General features: G+C 38.7%; 19 protein-coding genes. 13 read left to right on the forward strand and 6 right to left on the reverse strand.

What is annotated here, in order from left to right; genetic code table 11:
• Window positions 1-83: 83 nt before the first annotated feature.
• The 9 genes from H6G73_RS07075 (at window position 84) to H6G73_RS07115 (ending at window position 11,665) form a co-directional block, all read left to right on the forward strand.
• Complete coding sequence (locus tag H6G73_RS07075; RefSeq protein WP_190602670.1) at window positions 84-1,376, forward strand: hypothetical protein; 1,293 nt, start codon at window positions 84-86, stop codon at window positions 1,374-1,376.
• Window positions 1,377-1,428: 52 nt separating this feature from the next.
• Window positions 1,429-2,715, forward strand: a complete 1,287-nt coding sequence (locus tag H6G73_RS07080; protein WP_190602672.1) for a polysaccharide pyruvyl transferase family protein — start codon at window positions 1,429-1,431, stop codon at window positions 2,713-2,715.
• Entirely contained in the window at window positions 2,712-3,863 is a 1,152-nt protein-coding gene (locus tag H6G73_RS07085; RefSeq protein WP_190602674.1) for a glycosyltransferase, read from the forward strand. Before H6G73_RS07080 ends, H6G73_RS07085 begins: the two co-directional genes overlap by 4 nt.
• Before the next feature lie 61 nt (window positions 3,864-3,924).
• The gene (locus H6G73_RS07090; protein WP_190602676.1) at window positions 3,925-5,205 is read left to right on the forward strand and encodes a glycosyltransferase family 4 protein; all 1,281 of its coding nucleotides are present in this window, start codon (window positions 3,925-3,927) and stop codon (window positions 5,203-5,205) included.
• A 7-nt stretch (window positions 5,206-5,212) separates the two neighbouring features.
• Window positions 5,213-6,460 carry an O-antigen ligase family protein gene (locus H6G73_RS07095; protein WP_190602678.1) on the forward strand — a complete coding sequence of 416 codons (1,248 nt, stop codon included), beginning with the start codon at window positions 5,213-5,215 and terminating at the stop codon, window positions 6,458-6,460.
• 15 nt (window positions 6,461-6,475) lie between these two features.
• A complete protein-coding gene (locus tag H6G73_RS07100; RefSeq protein WP_190602680.1) occupies window positions 6,476-7,663 on the forward strand; it encodes a glycosyltransferase family 4 protein in 1,188 nt (395 codons plus the stop codon).
• A gap of 22 nt (window positions 7,664-7,685) precedes the next feature.
• Window positions 7,686-8,795, forward strand: coding sequence for an acyltransferase family protein (locus H6G73_RS07105; protein WP_190602683.1), 1,110 nt, complete (start codon window positions 7,686-7,688; stop codon window positions 8,793-8,795).
• A 113-nt stretch (window positions 8,796-8,908) separates the two neighbouring features.
• Window positions 8,909-9,676 carry an S-layer homology domain-containing protein gene (locus H6G73_RS07110; protein ID WP_190602685.1) on the forward strand — a complete coding sequence of 256 codons (768 nt, stop codon included), beginning with the start codon at window positions 8,909-8,911 and terminating at the stop codon, window positions 9,674-9,676.
• Window positions 9,677-9,679: 3 nt separating this feature from the next.
• A complete protein-coding gene (locus tag H6G73_RS07115; protein ID WP_190602687.1) occupies window positions 9,680-11,665 on the forward strand; it encodes a WG repeat-containing protein in 1,986 nt (661 codons plus the stop codon).
• Window positions 11,666-11,796: 131 nt separating this feature from the next.
• Here H6G73_RS07115 and H6G73_RS07120 read toward each other — a convergent pair whose 3' ends face one another.
• Window positions 11,797-12,576, reverse strand: a complete 780-nt coding sequence (locus H6G73_RS07120) for a M15 family metallopeptidase (RefSeq protein ID WP_190602689.1) — start codon at window positions 12,574-12,576, stop codon at window positions 11,797-11,799.
• A 101-nt stretch (window positions 12,577-12,677) separates the two neighbouring features.
• Between H6G73_RS07120 and H6G73_RS07125 the strand changes: the two genes are divergently transcribed.
• On the forward strand, window positions 12,678-13,595 hold the full coding sequence (locus H6G73_RS07125) for an AEC family transporter (protein WP_190602690.1): 918 nt from the start codon (window positions 12,678-12,680) through the stop codon (window positions 13,593-13,595).
• A gap of 111 nt (window positions 13,596-13,706) precedes the next feature.
• Here H6G73_RS07125 and H6G73_RS07130 read toward each other — a convergent pair whose 3' ends face one another.
• On the reverse strand, window positions 13,707-14,204 hold the full coding sequence (locus H6G73_RS07130) for a phosphoribosyltransferase (RefSeq protein WP_190602693.1): 498 nt from the start codon (window positions 14,202-14,204) through the stop codon (window positions 13,707-13,709).
• 74 nt (window positions 14,205-14,278) lie between these two features.
• Here H6G73_RS07130 and H6G73_RS07135 point away from each other — a divergent pair, with 74 nt between their 5' ends.
• From H6G73_RS07135 to H6G73_RS07145, 3 genes are all read left to right on the forward strand, one after another.
• Window positions 14,279-15,727 carry an MFS transporter gene (locus H6G73_RS07135; RefSeq protein WP_190602694.1) on the forward strand — a complete coding sequence of 483 codons (1,449 nt, stop codon included), beginning with the start codon at window positions 14,279-14,281 and terminating at the stop codon, window positions 15,725-15,727.
• Between the two features lie 3 nt (window positions 15,728-15,730).
• Window positions 15,731-16,180 carry a nitrate reductase associated protein gene (locus H6G73_RS07140; RefSeq protein WP_190602696.1) on the forward strand — a complete coding sequence of 150 codons (450 nt, stop codon included), beginning with the start codon at window positions 15,731-15,733 and terminating at the stop codon, window positions 16,178-16,180.
• A 447-nt stretch (window positions 16,181-16,627) separates the two neighbouring features.
• Window positions 16,628-17,980, forward strand: coding sequence for a PrsW family glutamic-type intramembrane protease (locus H6G73_RS07145; protein ID WP_190602916.1), 1,353 nt, complete (start codon window positions 16,628-16,630; stop codon window positions 17,978-17,980).
• Between the two features lie 272 nt (window positions 17,981-18,252).
• Here H6G73_RS07145 and H6G73_RS07150 read toward each other — a convergent pair whose 3' ends face one another.
• From H6G73_RS07150 to ndhM, 4 genes are all read right to left on the reverse strand, one after another.
• Window positions 18,253-18,894 carry a hypothetical protein gene (locus H6G73_RS07150; RefSeq protein ID WP_190602698.1) on the reverse strand — a complete coding sequence of 214 codons (642 nt, stop codon included), beginning with the start codon at window positions 18,892-18,894 and terminating at the stop codon, window positions 18,253-18,255.
• 137 nt (window positions 18,895-19,031) lie between these two features.
• Entirely contained in the window at window positions 19,032-20,621 is a 1,590-nt protein-coding gene (locus tag H6G73_RS07155) for a CHAT domain-containing protein (RefSeq protein WP_190602700.1), read from the reverse strand.
• A gap of 134 nt (window positions 20,622-20,755) precedes the next feature.
• Window positions 20,756-22,978, reverse strand: coding sequence for a protein phosphatase 2C domain-containing protein (locus tag H6G73_RS07160; RefSeq protein ID WP_190602702.1), 2,223 nt, complete (start codon window positions 22,976-22,978; stop codon window positions 20,756-20,758).
• 487 nt (window positions 22,979-23,465) lie between these two features.
• Window positions 23,466-23,822, reverse strand: coding sequence for an NAD(P)H-quinone oxidoreductase subunit M (ndhM, locus tag H6G73_RS07165; protein WP_190602704.1), 357 nt, complete (start codon window positions 23,820-23,822; stop codon window positions 23,466-23,468).
• Between the last annotated feature and the right edge of the window lie 655 nt (window positions 23,823-24,477).

The following is a 24,477-nucleotide window of genomic DNA, read 5'->3' on the forward strand; positions in this document are numbered from 1 at the left end:
AGTTATTAGTTGAGTATTTCTGAAATTGAGGATAGCTGACCTAAATTGAGCCAGTTACAACAACCAGAAGTAGGGGAGGTGAAGTGGTTTTTTTGATAGGAACTTTAAGCATTCACAAAATTATCAAAACCCTCAAATTTATCCGCAGTTTCAGGCATAAACCTGCTCTTTGGGTCTTAATTGACCAAGGTGTAGTCAGTTTGGGTAACTTTCTCACTAATATTCTGATAGCCCGGAATCTACCTCAATCGGAATACGGCACCTATGTTTTGATTTATGGCGTATTAATTTTTTTAAATTCTCTGCACTCTTCTTTAATTATTTATCCGCTCTCAGTAAAAGGAGCGATAGCAGATGAAAAAGATTTACGTCGGTTAACAGGAGATTCTTTGATATTGACAACAATTCTGTGGTTATTTCTCAGTTTAGTGATAGTTGCTGCCACTGCGTTTATTCACAGAATAGAAATTGCACCAATGGCTATTTGCGCTTTGTGGTTGTGGCAAAATCAGGAATCAGTCAGGCGATCGCTTATGTCGCACCTACGTTATGCTGAATCAGTATGGGGAGATAGTCTGAGCTATCTGGGACAAGCAGGGTTAGTCTGGTTTTTAGCACAACAAGGTCAACTTTCAGTTGAATCTGCATTCATCATTATTGGTGTGACATCTGGCATTGCAGCAATTACACAACTTGCTCAACTCAAAGCCAAACCTATCCCCTCCCCACAGATTTGGCACTTTGCCATCACAGCTTGGGATTTAGGAAGATGGTCACTATTATCTAACCTGGCAACTATCTTTAATATTCATGCACCTCCCTGGGTACTCACCATGTTTCATGGCACAGGAGAAGTCGCTTCACTCCAAGCTATTAACAACATCTTAGGATCTACCAACCCAATTTTGCAAAGCACACCCAGTTTAATTATCCCCTCGGTTGCTAAAGCCAGATTAGAAGGAAAAATGCCAGCTGTGTGGCAAGTCGTGAAAAATTACACCGCGCAAGGCTTACTTTTTTTATTACCAATCTACAGTTTTATTCTAGTTTTCCCCAGAAAAGTCATTGAATTATTGTATGGGTCTAACTCTCCATACTTAGAATTTGAGCAAATGCTCCGCTTGGTAGTTTTAGTGTATGGACTAGTTTATTTTTCACAAGTTGTTGGTGCCACTTTACAAGGTTTAGAAGAAAACAAATCTGTATTTTTAGCTCAATGTGCCAGTATTACATCTGCTGTTTTTGTGGGTTTACCACTAGCAGCCTTTATTGGTGCATTAGGAGCAATTATTGGCAGTATTGTTTCCGGTTTTGGTCGAGTTACAATTGGCATTGTTCTCTTACGCAAATTTCAAAATTCTCAAAAATCGATATAAAACATTTTTATTTCACATTCTTCCTATAAAACTTAATTCCAGGTAATTAATCATGGTGCAAAAATCTATGAGTGAACATCAAAAGCAAACTATTAATAAGCAGAAATTGAAAATAGCAGCCTTTGGAGAATGGGATACAACCAACTTAGGAGATAGAGCTATTCTTCAAGGTGTAACTGATTTTTTAAATCAACATGGGTGTTTAGTTCAACCCTATACTTTTGGTTCATTACGTCCTATTCAACATCACCCCAAATCTCAGAATTCAGCCACAGAATCAAGTCAGATTTATTTTCCTCCAGTAGATAAAATAATCACTAGAGATAAATCTGTAAAACATGATCACAGCTTTCCTCAACAAACAATTAAACTACTCAAACTCTCCCTCAGACCTTTACGTCAAAGGATATTAATTCAACGTCTTATACCCCAACTTAAAAGCGTTGACGCTATCTTAGTAGGAGGAGGAGCATTACTATCAGATTTAGATTTACATTTCCCTCAATCTTTAGCGGCAGTTACCTGGGTAGCAAAACAACTAAAACTGCCATTAATTTGTTTAGGATGTAGTGCTGAAGGTGAATGGTCGCCACAAGGTCGTAAAATCATTACTGAGTTTATTCAAAATTGTGATTTTATAGCCACAAGAGATAGTGGTACAGCTAGTAGACTGGCAGAAATACTCAACGAGTCAGTGCCTATTTTTGGTGATTTTGCTTTAATTGATATGCAGAAAACCAGAGCGCCAAATTCAGAGAATGAACAGCGAATATTAGCTGTCAATATTATGGAATTCTCCAACCAATCAAGCAAATATCAACAGCAATATGATCAAGTTTTAATTCAAATCATTAACTTGTGGTTAGCTCAAAAAGATGAACATGCAAAATATCAAGTAAAACTCTTTACTACTGGCGATATAGGCGATATAGCTAGAGCTAAAATCATTTTGGAACAATTACCATCTAAAAATGTTACTTTTCATCTCTTTGCCAATTTAGAACAGTTAAGAAACTGCCTGAGTTCTAGTTATGCCGTAATAGCTACAAGGCTACATTCAGCTATTTTAGCGTTGGCAGAAGGTGTACCTGTTATTGGTCTATCTGTAGATACCAAAATCAACAGATTTTTCTCTTCTCTTGGCATATCATCCTACAGCTTATCTGCTTTAGATGAGCAAGTAATTAACCAAGCAATTACTCTACTACAACACGAAAGTATCAACAAACAACTAGAGGCGATTGATTTTTCAGAAATGTCAATGACAAGAGCTAAAGTCCTATCTTTAGTTAACGAATTAGCTGCTCAAATAAATAATGAATTAATATCAGTTTCATGAATATTTATCTTTATTTAAAACATTTTGACCCTTACGGTGAAAAACTCAATGATGGAACCAGTAGAGCCGTACATGGTTTGGCATCTGGGTTGGTTAACTGTGGTGCAAAAGTGACTATTCTTTGTGAGCATCAACCTTCTACATTTGCAGAGACAGCGTATGTAACTAAAGCTGGTTATGAAATTAGATGTTTTGCTAACCCCCATGGTAGTAGTCCTAGCTTTAAACTGGCTAAAGGGTTGCAAAATTTTGTGCGGAATTCTTTAGATAGTCATAGTCTTGTCGTTTTAAATGGACTTTTTCATGCCAGTGTTTACTCCTTATCACGATTCCTCAACAAATATAAAATTCCCTACATTCTGGCACCACATAATCCCTACAGCCCTGCTATTTTTAATAAAAATCCCCATTTAAAATGGCCTTATTGGCATATTTTTGAAAAAACTTTACTCAGAAAAGCTCAAGCAATTCAAGTTTTAGATTCTCGGCAAAGTCAATTTATCAAAGAATTAGACATAAGTGTGCCAGTATTCTCCTTACCTAATGGTTTTGCTCTTCATGAAATACCTAAAGACATAGCCCCATCAAATTTAACAGCAAATAGCCCAGTTAAGTTTTTATTTTTTGGCAGATTGGATGCTTACAACAAAGGCTTAGATATTTTACTAACAGCATTCGCTAACATTGCTCAGACTGAAAATATTCATTTGACAATTCAGGGACCAGACCAGGGAGACAAGCAAAATTTACAAACACAAGCTGCCAAATTAAATATTAGTCATCAGGTGTCTTTCATCGACCCTGATTTCGAGACTCCTCCGGCAGTAATTATGCAAAATTATCAAGTAATTTGTATTCCTTCCCGGTTTGAAGGTTTTAGTTTAGCTGCTTTAGAAGCAATGTTAGTAGAACGGGTATTGTTGATTTCTGATGTAGCAGGAATTGCTCCCCATATTGAAGCTAGCGGTTGTGGTGTAGTTGTAGCACCGGAAGTATCAGCTATGACTTTAGGAATCAAAAACTTACTGCAACGGCGTTCACAATGGACAGAAATGGGTTTATCAGGAAAGCATTATGCCCTTGAACATTTACAGTGGGACAAAATTGCATCGGTAGCCTTACAGAAGTATCAACAGCTAGTTGCCTGATAAAAAAGATACAGTGCTAACTGCGATTGTATTTTGTACATTTACCTACTTAATTTTATTTATGAATACCCAAAACAAAAAACAATTAAAAATACTCATTTCCGCATATGCTTGCGAACCCCATCAAGGGTCAGAACCAGGAGTAGGTTGGAATGTGGTTAAAGAAATTAGTAAATATCACCAAGTTTGGGTACTCACTTCTAACTGTCATCGTCCAGGGATAGAAACTGAAATTACTCAAAATCCCATATCAAACTTACATTTTATTTATTTAGATCCCTTTAATTGGTACTTAAATTGGCATCCTCAACATAAACTCACCAATAAAGTCGTGCATTTTCATCACTACTTGTGGCAAATTTGGGCTTATTTGATTAGCCGTTCTCTTCATCAACAAATTGGCTTTGATCTCGTTCATCATGTTACATATGTGAGATATTCCAGCCCTAGTTTTGTTTCACTCTTACCAATTCCCTTTCTTTGGGGTCCAGTAGGTGGTGGAGAATCAGCACCTCAAAGCTTTTGGAAAGACTTTAGTTTGAGTGGTAAATTGTATGAAAATCTCCGTAATTTAGCCCGATGGGTGGGTGAGAAAGACCCGTCAGTTCATCTCACAGCTAAACGTAGTGTTGTAGCCTGGGCAACTACTCAAGATACTGCCCAACGTTTACAGCAAATTGGCACAAAAAATATCCAAATTCATTCCCAGCTAGGTTTATCTTTGGAGGAAATAGAACAACTAGCAAAAAATGCCTTGAGAGATGATTCCCATCTGAAATTTATCAGTGTTGGTAGACTTTTGCATTGGAAAGGATTTCATCTGGGATTAACTGCATTTGCCCAAGCTAAGGTCTCAAATGCTGAATATTGGATTATTGGTGATGGTAGGGAAAGAGCTAATTTAGAAAAATTAGTTCAAGATTTAGGCATTAGTGAAAAAGTTAAATTTTGGGGTAATTTATCTCGTGAACAAACCTTAAATAAAATTAAATCTTGTAATGTTTTAGTTCATCCCAGCTTACATGAATCAGGAGGATTTGTTTGTTTAGAAGCAATGGCCGCAGGACTACCAGTAGTGTGCTTAGATTTAGGAGGCCCAGGGATTCAAGTAACAACGGAAACGGGCTTTAAAATCAAAGCGTACACACCCAAACAGACTGTCTCTGACCTAGCTAAAGCTATGGAATATTTAGCACAGGACTCAGAACTAAGATTATCTATGAGTAAAGCTGGACAAGAACGGGTGAAAAAAGCTTTTAGCTGGGAAAATAAAGGCTTGTATTTAGCTCAGTTATATAGAGAAGTAGTTGCCAAAAATTCACCAAATTTGCAATTAGGTTAGAGCTAATATGAATGTTTATCAAATTTTCTTATCTCTAACACTAATCCTCAATGGATTGACAGATTTAATCAGAGTGGTGAATTTAGGGGGTATCACGGCTCTAGGTGCTATGACAATTTTAGTAGCCCCCTGTTGTTGGTTACTAATTTTTAGCCGTTATAAGTTACCCAAAATAATTTTACTGTTGTCTTGGCTATGTGCATTTCTTATCATTGCTTTCATTAGTTGGCTCTGGCATTACTCCCAATTGTCACCGGTCATGGTGGTACAAAATCTATTTGTATATCTGGCTTTTATCGGTTTTCTAGTTTTGAGTACCGTCCAAAGCCACCGTAGCAGGGAAGTTCCAGAATATATCAGTCAAGTATTACCTAAAGCAATTCAAATATCCGTAGGATTATATAGTTTAAGTTTATTGATTGGTGGACCAGGTACGGGCAGAATTATGGGTGCTCGTGCTTTTGCTTTATTTGCAATTATTGGGGTTACTTGGTATTTAGCAGTATGGCGATATCGCTTAGAGGGTGGTTTAAAATGGACAACTTTTACTATTCTCACTATAGCTTTTAGTTTTTCTCGTACAGCTTTATTGATTGCACTTATTTTAGTGCCTCTATCACAAATTTCCTTAACTACTTTCAAAGGATGGTTAAGGATGAGTATGACTATTTTCTTAATAATTACTGTTTCCTATTCAGCTTTTAATTATGTAGAACCTATCCGTTCTCGCTTTACTCAAGTAGGAGATAATGCCACAGTTGGTGGAGTGCAAATTAACACATCCGGTCGCAGTGAAGCTTGGCCAATTACATACTCTTCAGCCATGGAATCTCCTTTGATTGGTAAAGGACCTGGTTCTGTGGGAGTGATGTTAAAAAAACGAGTTGGTTCTGCGTTTACACACCCACATAATGATTATTTACGCTTATTTCATGATTTCGGTTTAATTGGGTTGGTATTGTGGCTATTAGGATATGGGCAACTAATGATTAAAACCTGGCAAAACTGGCAATGGTCAGATAAACATGACAGAGAAAATGCCCACATTCATTTAGCAAGTTTTTTAGCGTTAGTTGGGGTAGCCTTGGCTATGATTACTGATAACGTCATCGTTTACATATTTGTTATGGCTCCATTAGGAATAATGGTTGGAGCTTCCTTAGGGATTGGTAGTCGTCGTCGAAAAGAAATGAAGGTTTATTGTCAATCTTTATTTGTTAATGAACATAACAATAAATTTGCTATCAAATACTAAGTCGAATATAAAAATATGAAAATTTTATTATTACACAACAGATACCAACTACAAGGTGGTGAAGATGGGGTGGTACAAGCAGAAAAATCGTTGTTAGAAAGCTATGGTCATCAGGTATTCTTACTAGAAGTTGACAACCATGATATTAAGAACATATTAGATAAGGCTTTAACTGGTTTTAATGCTATTTATTCCCATAGTTCCAAGGCTATGGTGAATAGCAAAATATCTGAATTTCGTCCAGATATTGTACATGTTCATAACTTCTTTCCGCTGCTATCTCCTTCTATATATGATGCCTGCAAATTTCATCAAATACCTGTAGTTCAAACTCTACATAACTACAGACTTGCTTGTCCTAAAGCGATGCCATTTCGAGATGGTGAAATTTGCGAAAATTGTATTGGTAAAACTGTACAGGTATCTAGTGTTATACATGGATGTTATCGCAATTCTCACCTACAAAGCGCAGTGGTGATGACCATGAATGCTTGGCATCGAATACAGCATACCTGGCAGGAAAAGGTAGATGCTTATATTGTATTTACTAACTTTCAAAAAGAAAAAATGATACAAGCTGGTTTACCAGCAGATAAGTTTCATATTAAGCCCAACTTCGTGTTTAATGAACAATTTTACCAAGATCATGAACAGGACAAAAAATATCTAATTTTTGTGGGTAGACTCTCGGCAGAAAAGGGAGTTTCAGTTTTAATTGATGCTTATATTCAACAGAATATATCTATTCCTTTGAAAATTGTTGGTGATGGACCTTTACGAAAAGAATTAGAAGCCAAGGTTGTTAATAGTAGAGCTAAAGAATGGATTGCATTTCTAGGATTTCAGGATAAAAATCAAGTTTTAAACTTAATGAATCAAGCCCTATTTTTGGTATTTCCTTCTATTTGGTATGAAGGTTTTCCTTTGACTATTGCTGAAGCTTTTGCCTGTGGGTTACCTGTAATTGCCCCTAAACTAGGTAGTATGGCAGAGATTATAGAAGATAGAGTAACAGGATTACATTATACACCAGGAGATTCTGTGGCTTTAGCTAAAACCATTATTTGGGCAAAAAATCATCCTCAAGACATGATAAACATGGGAAAAAATGCCCAATTAACTTATCAAAGTAAGTATACACCAGCAGCGAATTATCACCAATTGATAAATATTTATGAACAAGTAATTAATCAAGATGTATAGCGATATCTAAGGATTTTTTATCATGAGTGCATTATCAAGAAAGCAACTAAATCTTTTACAAGCATTTCGAGGTTTAGCAGCAATTTTAGTGTTGCTTTATCATGGCACGACTATGACTGCTATTAATTTACAACAGGTGCTTTTTGGTAATAGTTTTGTTTTTGCTCATGTAGGAGTCAACTTTTTCTTTGTCTTGAGTGGTTTTATTATTTTTTATATCCATAAAATTGATATAGGTAAAAAACATAAGCTTAAGGATTTTTTGATTAAACGATTTATTAGAGTTTATCCAGTATATTGGTTGGTACTCATTCCTAGACTGTTAGTGAGCAGAAAAGAGATTGATATATTTACTGCTTTGAGTTCTATAGTTCTATTTCCTTATCCTGATCCACCTCTAGTTAATGTTAGCTGGACTTTAAGCTATGAAATTTTCTTTTACTTAATTTTTAGCTTAACGATGATTGCTGGATTTAGATATCTCAAAGTAGTAGTTATAATTTGGTTAGGGTTGTTAGGAATTTATTGGTTATTATATACAGCTAATATTTTTGCTTTTAACCAAAACAATTTAATTTTTAAATTTATTTTTAGTTATCATCATCTAGAGTTTGGTTTTGGGTGCTTGGCAGCATATATAGTCAAAGAATATAAAATTAAATCAGGGAAAATAATCTTAGCTACAGGGATGATTTTATTCACTTTATCATCAATAGCAACTGTTAATTATATCAATGGGATCGCCGATAGCACATTAGCCTCACCTGTGATGAGAGCACAAGGAATTAAAACATCTCTAGAAGAGCTTGGTTTTATTTACTATGGTATACCTTCATTTCTCATAATTTTGGGTGCAGCATCAATAGAATTAGTACAAGAAATTAAAGTGCCTAAAGTTTGGGTTTATTTAGGGGATGCTTCTTATTCTATCTATCTGATACATGGAACAATTATTAATAATTTAACTCTTTTAATCAAAAAAATACAGATAGAAACATTTTTTCAAAATGATATATCTAAATTATTAATCTTATTCGTGGCTTTAATTGTAGGATGTTTATTTCATTCTTATATTGAAAAACCACTGATTAATAAAGTTAAAAAACAGGTATTAGTCTATAAAAGCAACTAAAGTTGAGCTAATAGTAACGCATTGTTGCAAAAATACTACTAATTGCAAAGTATTTTGTCTAAACTGATGATGACAAGATATTATTACCTAAATGTGGGCTAATATCCATGTTTATGGTGAACGAGTCAATTTTTTCAGATATTCAAAATCATTGGGCAAAAACATCGATTCTCGCTGCTGCAAAACTTAATATATTAAAAGGCTATCCAGACGGAACTTTTCGCCCTGATGCACCTGTAAATCGCGCGGAGTTTGCAGCAATTATTTATACAGCTTTGCCAAAACAGCCATCTTCTCGTCCTGGGATGACATTTATCGATGTACCAGTTAATCATTGGGCTGCTGGAGCGATCGCTTCAGCATATCAGACTAATTATCTTTCTGGCTATCCCAATCGCACTTTTAAACCCAATCAAGCCATTCCCCGCGTGCAAGCTTTAACGGCTTTAGTATCAGGGTTAAATTATCGGGTCGCAGGAGAGGCGATCGCTACCTTGAAAAAGTATTATACTGATTTCGGGCAAATTCCCAGTTATGCCATGAATGCAATGGCAGCAGCAACAGAAAACCATATAGTTGTTAACTACCCAGACATCAGACGTTTACAGCCTAATCAAAACGCCACAAGAGGCGAAATTGCTACATTTATTTGTCGAGTCCTCAAAATTCCTACCGTACCTGCACAGTATATTCCAGGTTTAGAATTATTTGTTATTCCTCCACAATTTGATGCTGCTGACCCCTTTGTAGAAGAATTAGCACGAGTAAAAAAGGATAATCGGTGGGGTTATATCGATAAAACTGGAAAATTCATCATTCCCCCACAATTCAATGAAGCTAATGCTTTTGTAGAGGGATTAGCTGTAGTGAGAGAAGGCTAATTTATGGAAATTCGCGGTGTTTGGATTACCACAACAAATAGTCAAGTTTTAGATGATCCAAAAAATATTGCTGAGGCAATGAAATTCCTGGCTGACACAGGATTTAATGTTGTATTTCCTGTGGTTTGGAATAACGGTTCCACTAATTATCGTAGCCAAGTAATGCTAGAAAAATTTGGCATCGAAATTAAAGAACGGAGAGAATTTAAAGATAGAGATCCATTAGCAGAATTAATTGCCGAAGCTCAAAAAGTTGATATTGCCGTTATCCCTTGGTTTGAATATGGATTTATGAGTTCTTATCAGGGCAAAAACGGTGGCATAATTATTGAGAAAAAACCAGAATGGGCAGCCCGTGATTATAATGGTAAGAATTTGCATCTTAACGGTTTTTACTGGTTAAATCCCCTTGATAATGAAGTCCAGGACTTTCTGTTAAGTTTATTCTTAGAAGTTGCTAAAAAGTATGCAGTTGCTGGAGTCCAAGGAGACGATCATTTTATCGCTTTACCCATGGAAGGTGGTTATAACGATAACAATATTCAACGTTATGAAAAAGAGTTTAATCAAAAACCACCACAACCTCCAACTAGGGGTTATTCTCAAGATCCACTATGGCAAGATAAACTATGGATACAACAATGGAAACAATGGGTAAGATGGCGGGCTGATATCCTTTCCAATTTCTTAAATCGCTTGTATCGAGCAATAATTAATGTTAATCCCGAATTAGTTATTTCCATGTCACCTAGTATTTATCCTTGGGGTTATGAGAACTACCTCCAAGACTCTCAAACTTGGGTTGATTTGGGATTAGTTGATTTAATTCATCCCCAGTTATATAGAAGAGAATTTGCTGCTTATAATAGTACCATAGATACACTCAAAAAAGAACAATTTACGCAACAACAATTACCTCTATTAACTCCGGGTCTTTTATTACAAAAGACTCTAACATCAAACCCAACACAAGGAGAAAATGAGAAAGAACATTTCATTGTTTCCGCCATAAAATATAATCGAGAAGCGGGAATTCCAGGTGAAGTTCTCTTCTTTTATGAAGATTTACGCAAAGATGATGATGCGTTAGCAAAACTACTCAAAGCTACTGTTTATTCTCAATCACCGGGTAAATTTGACCCTAAAGCGATTAAAAATAATACATTTACCCATCGGCGTATTAATAATTATATTTATTTAAATGATTCTTCACCAGAAAGAATTTCCCAACTAAAGTATGACTGGATTGAGCCATTTTCTGAAGGAATAGCGGCTGTAAAGATGGGTTATAAATGGGGTTACATTGATAAAACAGCAAAATTGGTTGGTCGCCTTGAATATGATACAGTTACACCTTTTACAGAAGGACTAGCCCTAGTCAAAATAAATAATTATAAAAATCCTTATATTGGCTATATTGATAAAACTGCCAAGCGAATTACTAAATTAAAATTAGATGATGGCTTATCCTTTAGCGAAGGTGTGGCAGCAGTCAAAATCGCTAATCAATGGGGATATATTGATCAAGTCGGCACAATTATTATTAATCCTCAATTTGAGGAGGCTAAATCATTTGTATCAGACCTAGCAGCAGTCAAAATATCAGGTAAATGGGGATACATTAATAAATCAGGTGGTACGGTCATTTTTCCTGAGTTTGATGAAGCTAGAAATTTTTCTGAAGGTTTGGCATTAGTCAAAACAGGTAAAAAATTTGGCTACATAGATATCACTGGACAAGTTGTGATCGAGCCACAATTTGATGATGGAGATATGTTTTCAGAAGGATTAGCCCCTGTCAAAATATCAGGTAAATGGGGATATATTAATGAATATGGTGAATTGTTGATTCCAGCCAATTTCAACTGTGCTAAACCTTTTTCTGGTGGTTTAGGATTGGTAAATGTGGGAGGAGAAATAAAAGTAGATAATCAAACAGGTCAAACGCACTTTCTAGGTGGAAAATGGGGATATATTCGCAAACCTTAATCCATTGCACTTCTGGGGGTAATTAAATATGCATGGTTTTAAAGCCATGTAGAGACATTCCGTCGGAACGTCTCTACATTCATTTTCACCAGATGTATATTAATTTATATTCTCTTACCCTCAACCCTGGTTTAAGGTGTCTGCACCGGTTTAACATTTCTAGCTTTGTAGAAAGTTTCTAAGCTGGCACTATCACCAACAAAACGCCAATGCCAAGGCTCATAACTCACACCTTGAGGATTATCCTTGGGAAAAGACAATTCAAAGCTAAAACGAGCGGCATTAGCTTCTAACCATTTATAAGCTTTAGTATTGTCGAAATTTGGCTGCAAATTAGTAGCTGGTACTTCCCCATCACCAATATCTACTGCATAACCTGTATGATGTTCGCTATGACCAGGAGGCGCACTTAAAGCTGCTCTTTCGATAGGTCTTTGATTACGTTGAGCACCAACCCCAAAAAATAATTGCTGTTGTTCTTGAATAGAGCGAAAGGCAGAAATTGGTACCAAAATTACACCTGACCGTCGGGCAGCTTCCGCCATTTCTTGATACTTTTGAGCAGCGGCTTTTCTCATCCTCATCCGTCCATCAGCGGTAATTGGCACTAATTCTGACTCTGGTGCTTCTGGATATGCCAAATGCCCTAATACTGCATCACTGTTGTTAGTAGGAGAGGTGGTAGGAGTGGTTGGGGAATTAGTTGTGGCTTTTTGAGGTGATGTGACATAAAACAAGAAACCACTAATGACAGCAAGCAGGATAAATCCGACCACACCACCAGCCAGTAAAAATAAAGGTGGAATGCTTACTTTGGAAACTACATCAGGAGTTTCGCGAAAAGCGACTGGAATATCATCTCCAGTGCCTGATGAGTGTTGCGGTTTTCCAGAAAACCCTGCTTTATTCAAGTTTCTGCTCCTGCTTGTATTTAAAACTTACTAAAAATTTTAGACTGGAAAAAAATCAAGATCATAGGTATCATTTTACATTTGCATTCCTAGACAAAATCTTGACAAATCTTTTAGCACTATACGTGAGGTTAGTGGGATTAGTCCTACTAGGCTGTTTTCTGGGCAGAATATTACCAGCTAAATCTCCTAACCAATTAGGGCAGTTTTTATATTGGGTAGGAGTACCAATCAGCATAGTATCTTTTTTACGATTAACGGATTTATCTGGGCAGATTTGGATTGCTCCAGCGATCGCCCACTTGGCCATTTTACTAGGGGCATTTCTAGCTTGGTTAGGCATTAAAGGTCAAGAGTATTTCACAAATTCTGTACCCCAACCATCTACTCAGGGGAGTTTGATTCTAGCGGCTATGGTGGGAAATACAGGTTATGTAGGCTTTCCCGTCGTTTTAGCCCTGGTGGGAAAAGAATACTTTGCTTGGGCCCTATTCTATGATTTATTAGGCTCTTTTTTGGGCGCTTATGTGGTTGGTGTCGCCCTAGCTGCCCATTTTGGTAACGCAACCGAACACCAGCAACAAGTAACCAAGGCTATCTTTTTTAATCCTGCCCTATGGAGTTTTGGCTTTGGCTTGCTCTTTCGGCAAGTTTCCATTCCCCCATTCATGGAATTTGGACTAGAAAAATTAGCCTGGATTTGCGTAGCTTTGACCCTCATCTTAATGGGAATGCGACTCTCACGCCTGAATTCTTGGCATAAATTACCACAAGCCGGCAGTAGCCTGACAATTAAAATGCTCATCGTCCCCTTGCTTTTAGGCAGTATTTTGCCTTTGTTAGGAGTGACTGGTTCACCTGCAAAAGTAGTCCTATTAGAGATGGCAATGCCTCCAGCCTTCGCTACCCTAGTTATGGCTGAAAACTTTGGTTTAGATCGTGAGTTAGCAGTAACCGCTTTAGCAATGGGAGTGATTTTGTTGTTAGTGACTCTGCCCTTTTGGTTATGGCTTTACTAAAACTTGGGATTTCATGCCAATTTGAAAGTTCCACTCCTGAACTCCTGAACTCCTGAACTCCTGAACTTCTGAATTCCTGAACTCCTGAACTTCTGAACTTCTGAACTCCTCTTACATCAACTGTGCAGGTGTGATTTGTTCGTAATGTTCAAAAGGTTGATGAATCCAAGGGTTATCCGGTAGATAATCTACGTAATAATCAGGCGCAACCACTGAACAGGCTTTATACCAAATTACACCAGTACGAATTTCTTCTACTTGGCCATGACCATATTGTTTCAGCCAAGGAACGGTTTGCTCCAGGGTAATGCCAGAATCAACTAAGTCATCTACTAACAAAATTCTTGACCCTAATTGCTCCGTAGTCATGGTCAAGTGAGGAGCAATCACTAACTTGCCCCGATCCTGCTTACCAGGGCCGTTGTAAGAAGAGGTTGCCAAAATAGCTAACGGTTGGTTATATATACGGGACAGAATATCTCCTATCCGTAATCCACCCCTGGAAAGACAAACGATTTGGTTGCATTGCCACCCCGATTGATAAATCTTGACAGCTAATTGTTCAATTTTATGGTGATAATCTGACCAAGAGATGTAAAGGTCTGGCATAAAACTCAGGGAAGTGATTGTGATGTAGTAGTTCAGGCTAATGCAAACTTTATATTTTAATACAACCGCGATTTATGACAAAAGATTTTGACGACGATGGTGATTTACACAAAAAATCAACATCCGAAAAATTAGATTTTCCTACTAAATTAGCCTATGGGGCAGGAGATTTAGGCCCAGCAATTACTTCCAATATTGCTATCTTTTTTCTCATGGTTTTCTTTACTAATGTTGCTGGGATTCCCGCAGGTTTAGCTGGCAGTATTTTGATGATTGGGAAAATTTGGGATGCGGTTAATGACCCATTTGTAGGATTACTAACTGATAGGACTAAATCTCGTCGCTGGGGTCGTCGTCTGCCTTGGTTATTATATGGAGCAATTCCTTTTGGTTTATTCTTTTTCTTGCAGTGGATTGTCCCCCAGTTTAGCAGTGTTCCCAATGAGAATATTTGGCCATTATTCTGGTACTATGTCGCCATTGGTGTGATATCTCAAGCATGTTTTACAGTGGTGAATTTGCCTTATACGGCAATGACACCAGAATTAACTCAAGATTACGATGAACGCACTAGCCTAAATAGCTTTCGCTTCACTTTTTCCATTGGTGGCAGTATTCTTTCTTTGGTATTATCAAAGGTTATTTTTGATCATGTGGCTGACCGTCAACAGCAGTATGTTGTGTTAGCAGCCATTTGCACAGTGATTTCTGTTCTATCTTTGTATTGGTGCGTATTTGGCACACGCGATCGCATTCTAGCTTTTGAAGCCAAAAGGCTGGAACGGGAGGAATCAGAATCAATCTCTTTTCTTGAGCAAATAAAAATTGCCTTTACTAACAAGCCTTTTCTCTATGTAATTGCTATATATCTCTTTTCTTGGTTAGGTGTACAAATTACAGCTAGTATCATTCCTTATTTTGTTATTTACTGCATGAAACTGAAGGAATCGGATGTACCCACTCTAATGATAGCTGTTCAAGGTACAGCGTTACTGATGTTGTTTGTTTGGAGTTATTTAAGTCGCAGAATAGGCAAAAAATTGGTGTATTTTTTCGGTATGATTTTGTGGATTATTGCCGCTGCCGGTTTATTTTTCCTCCAACCAAATCAAATAGGTTTGATGTATTTGATGGCAGTGATGGCTGGGTGTGGAGTTTCTACAGCTTACCTTGTACCTTGGTCAATGATGCCAGATGTGATTGAATTAGATGAACTACAAACAGGAAAAAGACGCGAAGGTATTTTCTATGGGTTCATGGTGTTATTACAAAAATTTGGTTTAGCATTTGGTTTATTTCTAGTAGGTAATTCCTTACAAATATCAGGCTTTAAGGAAGCTGTGCCAGGACAAAGTATATTACCTATACAACCAGATTCAGCACTTTTAGCTATTCGTATTGCTGTTGGGCCAATCCCAACTGTTTGCTTAATTGTGGGTTTAATTTTGACTTTTTTCTATCCTATCACCCGTGAAATGCACGCAGAAATGCTATTGAAATTAGAAGAAAGAAGGAGAAGTTAAACCATGACGGAATTCTTTGCATTTGAAGCAGATTTTGTAGATTCCTTACGTTGCATTCCTATGCAGGTACGATACAAATTAGATACCTGTGGTATTAAGCTCAAATTATCAGCTTGGCATGAAATGACTACTGATGAACGGGAAAGTTTAGTTACTTTACCCTGCTCAACACCAGCAGAAATTCAAGCTTATCAAGATTACGTAGAACAATTAATTCTCGCACGGACGAACATCCCTGCTAGTAAGTTATTAATTGAACCTCACCCACCTTGGCTAAATCCAAATATCCCGGAAACTGTTCAAGAAAAAGCACAATCAATTGGTGTCACAATTACCGGAGAACAATGGTTAGCTTTAACACCATTACAAAGGTTTGCCTTAATTAAATTGAGTCGCTCAGGGCATGAAAATAAAAACTTTCCTCATGCTATGGCAGAATTTGGTTTAGTTTAGGTGTGAATTTAAGGCAGAAATAATTTTGACTTAGGTGAGGAATGGTGTAAAAGCGATTGAGAAGTAATACAAAATACTTAATATTGAGTTGAGTTTAATTTTGTTGACTTTTCTGGCTGTGATAGCTAATACCCATTTGTTTTTACCAGGCGATTTTATAAACCGGAAACCCTTGGTAAATCATCGGTTTCCAACTTTTAATTTTGAATTTTTCATTTTTAATTGGTATAACACCCCACACCCGATCAAAAGTGAGGTTATGATAACTTGACTAATAACAAGCAAGCAGTAAAAGCTAGAACTATTTTCAATTTTGCGTAGGGAATTTTCCATTTCTTCCCATTGAGTAAAGCTATAGTGGAATTTAGCAATACTGCTGCTGTTTATGTAGCTAAGGTTCAGTCTACTGCCACAACTAGAACTTGTTTAGATACCCTCACTAACTCGATGACAGGCAAAAACGCAAGACATAATGCATTTCTGCGGCTAGTGTCTAGTAATGGATCTGCTGCTGGGCCAGAATCTCGCTATTTACTCCCTTCTAATCATGAGATGGTGATTGGTAGGGACTCTAGCTGCCAAGTTGTCTTGGATGCCATGATGTACCGGATGGTATCTCGTCGTCATGCAGTAGTTCGCCCTCTGCCTTTATCTCCAGACCGAAAATCCACTTGGGTAATTTGCGATTTAAATAGTGCCAATGGCACTTTTTTAAATGGGCAACTTTTGGAAGGATGCCAAGAGTTACATTTAGGCGATCGCATTTCTCTCGGTGCAGATGGGCCACAATTCATCTTTGAATATGAATTTGTCTCTCAACCAACGGTGATGACTAGTCAAGCCACATCCCTCTCATCCACTCCTTTAGAGCCAGATTCTGTTAGCTTTACTCAACTATTTCCGATTATTTCCACTGGTAAAGACTTAACCCGCAAGGCTTACCTGATTCCTGGTATCCTCACGGTAGTTTTTGTGGTGCTGATGTTTGCTACTGTTGGTCATCCCAAAGCCAATCAAGTGATTGTGGGTTCTTATATCGCTTTTGCTGCTTACTATTTTGTTTATCAATTGTGTGGCAAGACTAAGCCTTGGTGGATACTGATGTCGATGGCATTGACCACAATGTTAATTCTCCTCAGTCCACTATTAGATTTCTTTATTTTTGTCTTTCGGGTGATTCTACCTGGTAGTTTGCCTTCTCCCCAAGAACCAATAACTTTCACAGAGTTACTAGTGCGAATGTTTTTCGGGGCTGGGTTAATGGAAGAATCTCTCAAAGCTTTACCAGTTTTAGGTGTATATTTAATTGCTAATTCTTTACCTTCACCTTGGCGGGAAAGGATTGGGGTTCAGGAACCTTTAGATGGAATTCTTTTAGGGACTGCTTCGGCTGTGGGTTTTACGTTATTAGAAACCCTTGGTCAATATGTACCAGTAATTACCCAAAATGTGACTCAACAAGCAGGGGTGGGAACTGGTCAGCTTGTGGGTTTACAGCTACTAATTCCCCGTATTTTAGGTTCTGTAGCTGGACATATGGCCTATAGTGGCTATTTAGGCTATTTTATTGGTTTAGCTGTCCTGAAACCGTCCCTGGGCTGGCAAATTCTTGCTGTTGGTTATTTGAGTGCGGCTGGACTTCATGCTTTGTGGAATGCTACAGGTTCTATTAATGCTTTGCTTTTAGTAGTGGTAGGGGTTTTATCTTACGCCTTTTTGATGGCAGCAATTCTTAAAGCTAGGGCCTTATCACCAACGCGATCGCAAAATTTCGCGACTCGGTTTATTAATCCAAAGTGAAATGTATCTCATCCCCATACAGGTAATCCCAAAACCAACTGGGAACTTTACCAGGGAAAGAAAGGGAGATAGAGGAGTATATCTGGAAAAATTAAATAGAAGGCTTCTATAATATGGCAGTTGACAGGCTTGCCGTGAGTTTGAACTACGCTTAACTACCGCGTCAGCCGAACAGTGACAATTCTCAAAACCTTTGATGGTCTATATTTTAGTTTTAGTTAATGTCTTAACTGCCTTGTCTAGGGCTATGCCAGCTTCAACAACTCTGCAACTTAAGCTTCTGTGTCCGATTCTTGCAGTTGTTGAAAAGCATAATGAGCGATCGCTAAACTAATTTTTGCTTGTTCAATCTCTGACAGTTCATGCCACTCACGTTCACCGCAGTTATTAATTATGGATGTGAGATTTTGTTTTTCACTGCTACGCATAGCATAAGCATAGGGTCGAGCTAAGACTAACAAATCATCATTTTCCCAGTTGGGGAGTAAAGATTGCACACATTGAACTAATTTGTCACTGGTGGCATCGGTCAGACTCACCAATTCAGTGGCTTTTTGGGCAATAGTGTTGAGCAAATTGGCTGGCATCAAGTTGGTAAAATGATGATGTAAAGCAGCTAGCAGTTTATTTTCCACTGTTTGCGTCTCCCTGTCCATCTCAGGAGCGGAGAATTGGCACCAAAGATGATCTAACTGGTGATAAAAATTGGCGCTACCTGTTGTCAGTTCTGCATCAAATAAATCTTCACAGGCAAATTCTTCTTCTAATTGGTGAAAATAAGCTTCGCTTTCTGGTGCTGATGGATTCCACGGATAAGCTTGGGTATCTGAAGTCAGCAAAGTTTCTAACAAATCTAGCTCGACTAATGATGGTACGGTATAGAAAGTGTCTGAATTGTTGATTTGCTTTGTCATTTTTCGCCTCACAATTAATTAATTAGCTCTGTTGACAGCTACAAGTGGAACAATCTGTTTTCCGCAAAATAGGAAGTAGATTCCTGTTGACAATGGTGTAATTAGCTTAACAGTCACCAAAGGGGTAAGGGATAAGTCTAGAGGGAGGAATCATCAATAATAAACTCCCAAACTTCTCCTTGTACACTGCCAAACTTTAGCTGCATTCCTGATGTTAGGGGTACTTCTTCCCGCAGGATTTGTTGCCAACCATCAGCACCTAAATACCAAGTTGTGCCATAGGTAGAAAAATCTTGAAGATAATAGGTGCGTGCAGAGTTACCCCGGTTTTGGGTATTGCGGCATAAAATTTCTGCATGACGTTTAGAAATATAAAGGTCAGGGATGACAATATCGTTATCTTTAGTGCGACCAATCCGGGTGACACCAGAACGCAGTGACCAGCTTTTACCGTTGCCAGAGAGAGAGCGTAAGCGGGCCTTCGGAGAAGAAGAAGTTGCACCATAAATGGCAGTATCGGGTAGTTCGGTAATTCCTTCATCCAAGCTTTTAATCAGTTCAGCATTAAAATCAGGATGTAAGTACAGCACTGGCAGTGTCCAAGCCGGTTGATTAAATTTATACAAAGTCAGCAGTTCTTGTCTAGCGGCAGACACAGCTTCATCTATAGGTTTACGCGATCGCAAAGCTTCGGCAAAGGCTTGAATAAAACTATGACTTTCTCGGTCAGCGATTTCATCCCGCATCCCTAACACCGCTGGTACACCGTGACGAATCAGCACTTCCGCTAAACTGCTAGCAGGTATAGCTTGGTGATTAATTGCTGCTGGTTGCGCGCCCCAACAAGCATTAAACACTCCCAACTTCACACCTGTGTGTTTTAATACTTGTGCTAATTCTATCCCATTGATGGTCATATTGGGAGCTAAATATAGCAAACCACCATCTGGAGCAGGCAGTCCATGACCAGCGTAGAAGAAAACGTTATAAGCCTTGGTTTCTAGTTCTTGAATTAAATCTTGGGGTGTGGGTTGCACCAGGGTTTTGACTACACAAGGAGCATATCCTGTGGTGGTTTTCCCAGAAGGGCTATTGTCGAGCAAGGTTTTTTCTAGTAAAGCCGCTTCTCGATCTAATTCCAGATTTTCGTCATATCCTAACACCAACAAGACATTTAACGCTTGGTCTGTGCGTAAATGGGGAAGTGGTTCCACTTCACTGGTGGTGCGGCTAAACAAGATGTCTTGGGACAGAGAAATTGCTGATTGACCAGGTTCACGCTGCATAATTTCCCAAGGTAGGGCAATTAAATCTGGGTCACGAATTTCCAATTGAAAGCGTAATGGCTTATGCTGACCCATAGCCATACCCCGGCTTCGTTCTAGACTGCCCAGAATTGGACCATCAAAGACCCAACGCCATAAACTAATACCTAAATATTGCATCAGCCTACTGCTGTAGGGGTTAGGGGCTGAACCAAGGGATGGCACAGTTAAATCTAGGGGTGAGAAATGAGTGTTACCAGATGTGGGGTGTGAGGCAATATCCAAGTGACTATGACCAGCAAACATCTGTTGCCATTCTTGCCAAGCCTGACTTAGTTCTGCGGAAAAAACACAGTCACGCAGAACATAACCACTGGGATAGGGCGCTTTAACCACCCAGATGGCGAAGTTATCGGGACCAGTATTGACTAGACGAGCGATCGCCAGATTCAAGGATGGCATGGATGCACAAAACTAAACAAATCAAGAACAAATACAAATAAATTTAAAAATACAGGCTCTGCCAATCGGCAAGTTTCACCAAACGACTTTTGCAGCTTTGGCTATTACCTGTATTATTTCAGGTTTTAACCAGTTTATCGGGTTTTAGATCCTGTGGAAAGATTGTTCCTGGTTCCATTTTCCGATGGTTGTTGACCTTGACAAGGACTCAAGGGATTTGTAGACCAAACGGCAACGTCAAAGTCTTGCAGCTTTGAGAACTTTAAAACGATTGGTTCTCTTTTCGTACCAGGTGGCGTTTTGCCACATACACGCATATACAGTTCCGCATCTTCTCCTGCATTATTAATCGCTCTTGTTTGTGTCACTTGAAAAAAGCTTTTTGCAGGAAAAGATTGATTTTTCCATACCAGTGCCTCATTAATTTGGATGATGGAACCAGCAGCAACGTTTTCTAAAATCAGCGGTAGAGGACTAGGAGCTACATTTTGGGGTGCTAGAGTTGATAAACCATCAGATGGGGAACCATCAGTTGATTGAGCTTGTCTTTGTAGCTTAAACCAATAACCTATCGAACCCGCGGCCAATAATAACACCAAGATAACTATTAACTGTAGTGGTAATTGAGGAGCAGTGGTAGACTGACGCTCTGGAATGACTTTAGTTTTTTGGTTTGGTTGCTCAACTTTGGTTTCCTGAGTGGTTGTAGGTGTCAAATTCACTGTTTTTGGTGAAGAGACTGTGGGAATTTGAGCATTGAGAGTAATTTCCGGTTCAGAGTATTGCACATGATAATGTATCAAAGCGATGGTCACGTTATCATGGCCATTTTTAGTGTTGGCAACTTCTATTAGTTTTTGGGATGCTTTTTCTATATCAATTTCCCCAAACAAAATAGGTAGTATTTCCGTTTCCCAATTCTCTTCTACCCGATCAAAGTCACTTAAACCATCGGATGTGAGTAAAAAAACCGCATCTTCATCAACGATAAACCGTTGGGCAGTGGGATGGAGGGAACTGCTTTTATTCATACCTAAGGCTTGTACCAGAGAACCTGCACCCGATTGCTGAACGGCTTCTCTGTAGGTGGCATAGCCCAATCTAACTTCACGGGATGCAACATCATCATCTAAGGTCACTTGATAACAGCCTTGACGGGTAATCCAATAGGCACGGCTGTCACCAACATGGGTAATGTACATTTCATGGGCAATGGACAAACCCATAACAATGGTAGTGCCCATCCGCTGTCTCCCATGACGATGTTCGGTGTCGTTGCGGTGACTGATTTTATCGTTGACGATGGCTACGGCATGTTCTAGGTCAGACAACAACAGGGAAGCGTCTATGTTCTCATAGGGAACGGAAGTCAGTTGTTTAACATGCTGTTGAATGGTTTCAATGGCTAAATTAGATGCCACATTACCACCTTCATGACCACCAATGCCATCACAGACTATAGCCAGGGCTGAGGGCTGGGGTGGTTTACTGACTATTAATCCACTGGTGGGATAACAAGCGTCTTCGTTGCGCTGACGACTGGGGCCTGTGTGGGTTTGAGTGATGATTTTAACGTGGGTATGTTGAAACTGTTCTAGGTTGACTAATGCTTGATCTAAAATTTTGATTAATTGCTCAATCAGGGTAATTTCTCCTTGAATGAGCGCATCGCTAACTTGTTTAACAATATTGGCGATTGCAGGTTTGGCATCCTTGACAAATTGTTGCCAAAACACCCCTAATTGGACTAGAGACGGCGTTTTTTCGTGGTCGAAATGCAATTCCAGCAGACGTATTAATGCCCCTTCTACTCTCAATAAATAGGGGTCTAGTAAACTTGAGGCTACTCCTTGAGTTAATAGAGGTTCCCATAAATGAGCTAGTTGCCACAGCCAATGGATTTGCCGCATGGATGAAGCATTAGCCCAAGCGGAGACCAAGGGAGCAGCTAACTGCACTTGAGTATGGATACCATCAAATAATAGTGGCGGTTTTTCTAGCAATAATAACCATTGAAGAGATTTTTCTTGGGCTAGAGACAATACGCCGTATACTTGCGGTATGTGTAAACGATAGGGAATGAGTTTCAGGTAGGGTCTAATGGCCTGGAGATTATGTAATTCTGGCATTTGGGGCAAAGTTCCAGGCTTGATATCCAACAATATTGACTTATCAATCACTAAATAGCGATCGCCTACAATTGTGCCTGGACTACCCAAATTTACATCTTTCCCAGCCACCCAGAGGTAACGCTTAGGTAAAGGTGTGGAACATCGCTGGCAAAACTTGTGGGTTAGGGGGTTAGCAGCTTGACAATATTCATTTGGGCAGTAGAGCGTTGCCGCGTCATTTTCCATAGTGTTCCCACCGATCAGCGATTGGCAATTTCCTCAATAGCATTGGCAGAGGTAATTAAGACTGCGCTTGTAATTGATCATTTACAGGATTTTAGTTAGCATTTGGTGCTAATTATGAACTGATTGCAATTTACCTGGTCAAATCACTGTTTCCCCTCCCAACTCTACAGCCTGATCATAGCCTTTTTAGCAGGACGACTTGCTATAATAGCCAGTATCTCTTGCCCTGTCAGTAAAGCATGACCTCTAAAGTAGTAGTATCAGCAGGTGAGTGGGAAACCATAGGTGGGGGAAAGGATTTTACTATCAGCATAGCTCCGCGGTGTGGCGGTTGATGTCTTCTAGCACTGGGAACTGTGGGTTATTATGGCTAATTTATGCTGTAGCTGTCTACCGTAAAATTGGGGCATGTTGACCCATGCCCCTCAAGTGTGGAGAATTACAATTTTGCGGAAATTGAATGAATGAGCCAATGATGGCGTTAACTCTAGAGACTGCTATCTGCCGCTACGAGTGGTAAGCCCATGCTGTAGTTGGTTACTCGACTAGAGAGGTTGTAGGTAATTTCGCCTTTTTGCAGGAGCGATCGCAAATAATGCTCCAAATCTGAGCCAATGCGGCGTAAGTTATAATCGGTTAAGTCTTGACCGCTTGATGCTTCTACTAACTCATCAAATTTGCGATAAATCTTTTGTAGTGCATCTTCGTTCCAGTTAAACTCGTTGTCTGGGTCAACATCTAAGGTCAAAACCTGATTACTAGGAATCAATTCTTCCTGGTCAATCTCGGCGGCAAAAATGCGAATGTGCCGAGTTGTGGACTTGAGCAGCATCGGGTTATCCATAAAACTTTGTCAGCGTTGGGTTACTCTCTTGTCATTTTAACCGTTATGCTAGAGCTTCTTAGCTGGAGATATTCAGGATGGGGAAAATTTCCCCTATGCCTGATTTTCAGTAGCTTCTATACCATCAGTCTAATTTATGACCACAATAGAGGAAAATCTCTGTTTCTGGGTTGCAGTTGGGCTGATTGTCAGCCCATGACTTCAGTTGAAGTGTAAGTTAATTCTTGCTGCTGAAATTGACCATTGCTTCGGTTAGCCTAACTTAGAAATTTGTTGTGAACACTGGCAACAATCAGAACTAATGGGATTACTGAAGCGCAACTATCAATTTTCCCGCAATATTGTCAACAAGAGACCAAAAATCCCCAAAGAAAGACTTCTCAGTAGAGTTTGTAAGTTTTAAAACTTCTCGAACTATTTGAGTAAATTCTGAGGGCAGAATCATTTGTTTCAGTATATGTGTAATGTTGAGGCAGTGAATTTTTACTTTTCATCACTGCAACAACGAACTTTTCCTTGATTGACAATTAATAAAATACGATATTTAGTGATTTTATTTAGTTTACTGACTTGCGTATCTAGATTGATAAAGCTAAAGTATACATAATTTTTACTTACGTATATAAGCTCAAAATCTAGTAAAAACTTAAACTGT

It is taken from the genome of Richelia sinica FACHB-800 (assembly GCF_014698825.1).
Taxonomy (GTDB): Bacteria; Cyanobacteriota; Cyanobacteriia; order Cyanobacteriales; family Nostocaceae; genus FACHB-800.

Excerpts from the sequence above, each read along its gene's own strand:
- H6G73_RS07150 (WP_190602698.1), bottom strand. The coding sequence starts at position 18,894 with ATGACAAAGCAAATCAACAATTCAGACACTTTCTATACCGTACCATCA.
- H6G73_RS07155 (WP_190602700.1), bottom strand. The coding sequence starts at position 20,621 with ATGCCATCCTTGAATCTGGCGATCGCTCGTCTAGTCAATACTGGTCCC.
- H6G73_RS07135 (WP_190602694.1), top strand. The coding sequence starts at position 14,279 with ATGACAAAAGATTTTGACGACGATGGTGATTTACACAAAAAATCAACA.
- H6G73_RS07115 (WP_190602687.1), top strand. The coding sequence starts at position 9,680 with ATGGAAATTCGCGGTGTTTGGATTACCACAACAAATAGTCAAGTTTTA.
- H6G73_RS07140 (WP_190602696.1), top strand. The coding sequence starts at position 15,731 with ATGACGGAATTCTTTGCATTTGAAGCAGATTTTGTAGATTCCTTACGT.
- ndhM (WP_190602704.1), bottom strand. The coding sequence starts at position 23,822 with ATGGATAACCCGATGCTGCTCAAGTCCACAACTCGGCACATTCGCATT.
- H6G73_RS07130 (WP_190602693.1), bottom strand. The coding sequence starts at position 14,204 with ATGCCAGACCTTTACATCTCTTGGTCAGATTATCACCATAAAATTGAA.
- H6G73_RS07085 (WP_190602674.1), top strand. The coding sequence starts at position 2,712 with ATGAATATTTATCTTTATTTAAAACATTTTGACCCTTACGGTGAAAAA.
- H6G73_RS07080 (WP_190602672.1), top strand. The coding sequence starts at position 1,429 with ATGGTGCAAAAATCTATGAGTGAACATCAAAAGCAAACTATTAATAAG.
- H6G73_RS07090 (WP_190602676.1), top strand. The coding sequence starts at position 3,925 with ATGAATACCCAAAACAAAAAACAATTAAAAATACTCATTTCCGCATAT.
- H6G73_RS07110 (WP_190602685.1), top strand. The coding sequence starts at position 8,909 with ATGGTGAACGAGTCAATTTTTTCAGATATTCAAAATCATTGGGCAAAA.
- H6G73_RS07095 (WP_190602678.1), top strand. The coding sequence starts at position 5,213 with ATGAATGTTTATCAAATTTTCTTATCTCTAACACTAATCCTCAATGGA.
- H6G73_RS07100 (WP_190602680.1), top strand. The coding sequence starts at position 6,476 with ATGAAAATTTTATTATTACACAACAGATACCAACTACAAGGTGGTGAA.
- H6G73_RS07105 (WP_190602683.1), top strand. The coding sequence starts at position 7,686 with ATGAGTGCATTATCAAGAAAGCAACTAAATCTTTTACAAGCATTTCGA.
- H6G73_RS07145 (WP_190602916.1), top strand. The coding sequence starts at position 16,628 with ATGACAGGCAAAAACGCAAGACATAATGCATTTCTGCGGCTAGTGTCT.
- H6G73_RS07160 (WP_190602702.1), bottom strand. The coding sequence starts at position 22,978 with ATGGAAAATGACGCGGCAACGCTCTACTGCCCAAATGAATATTGTCAA.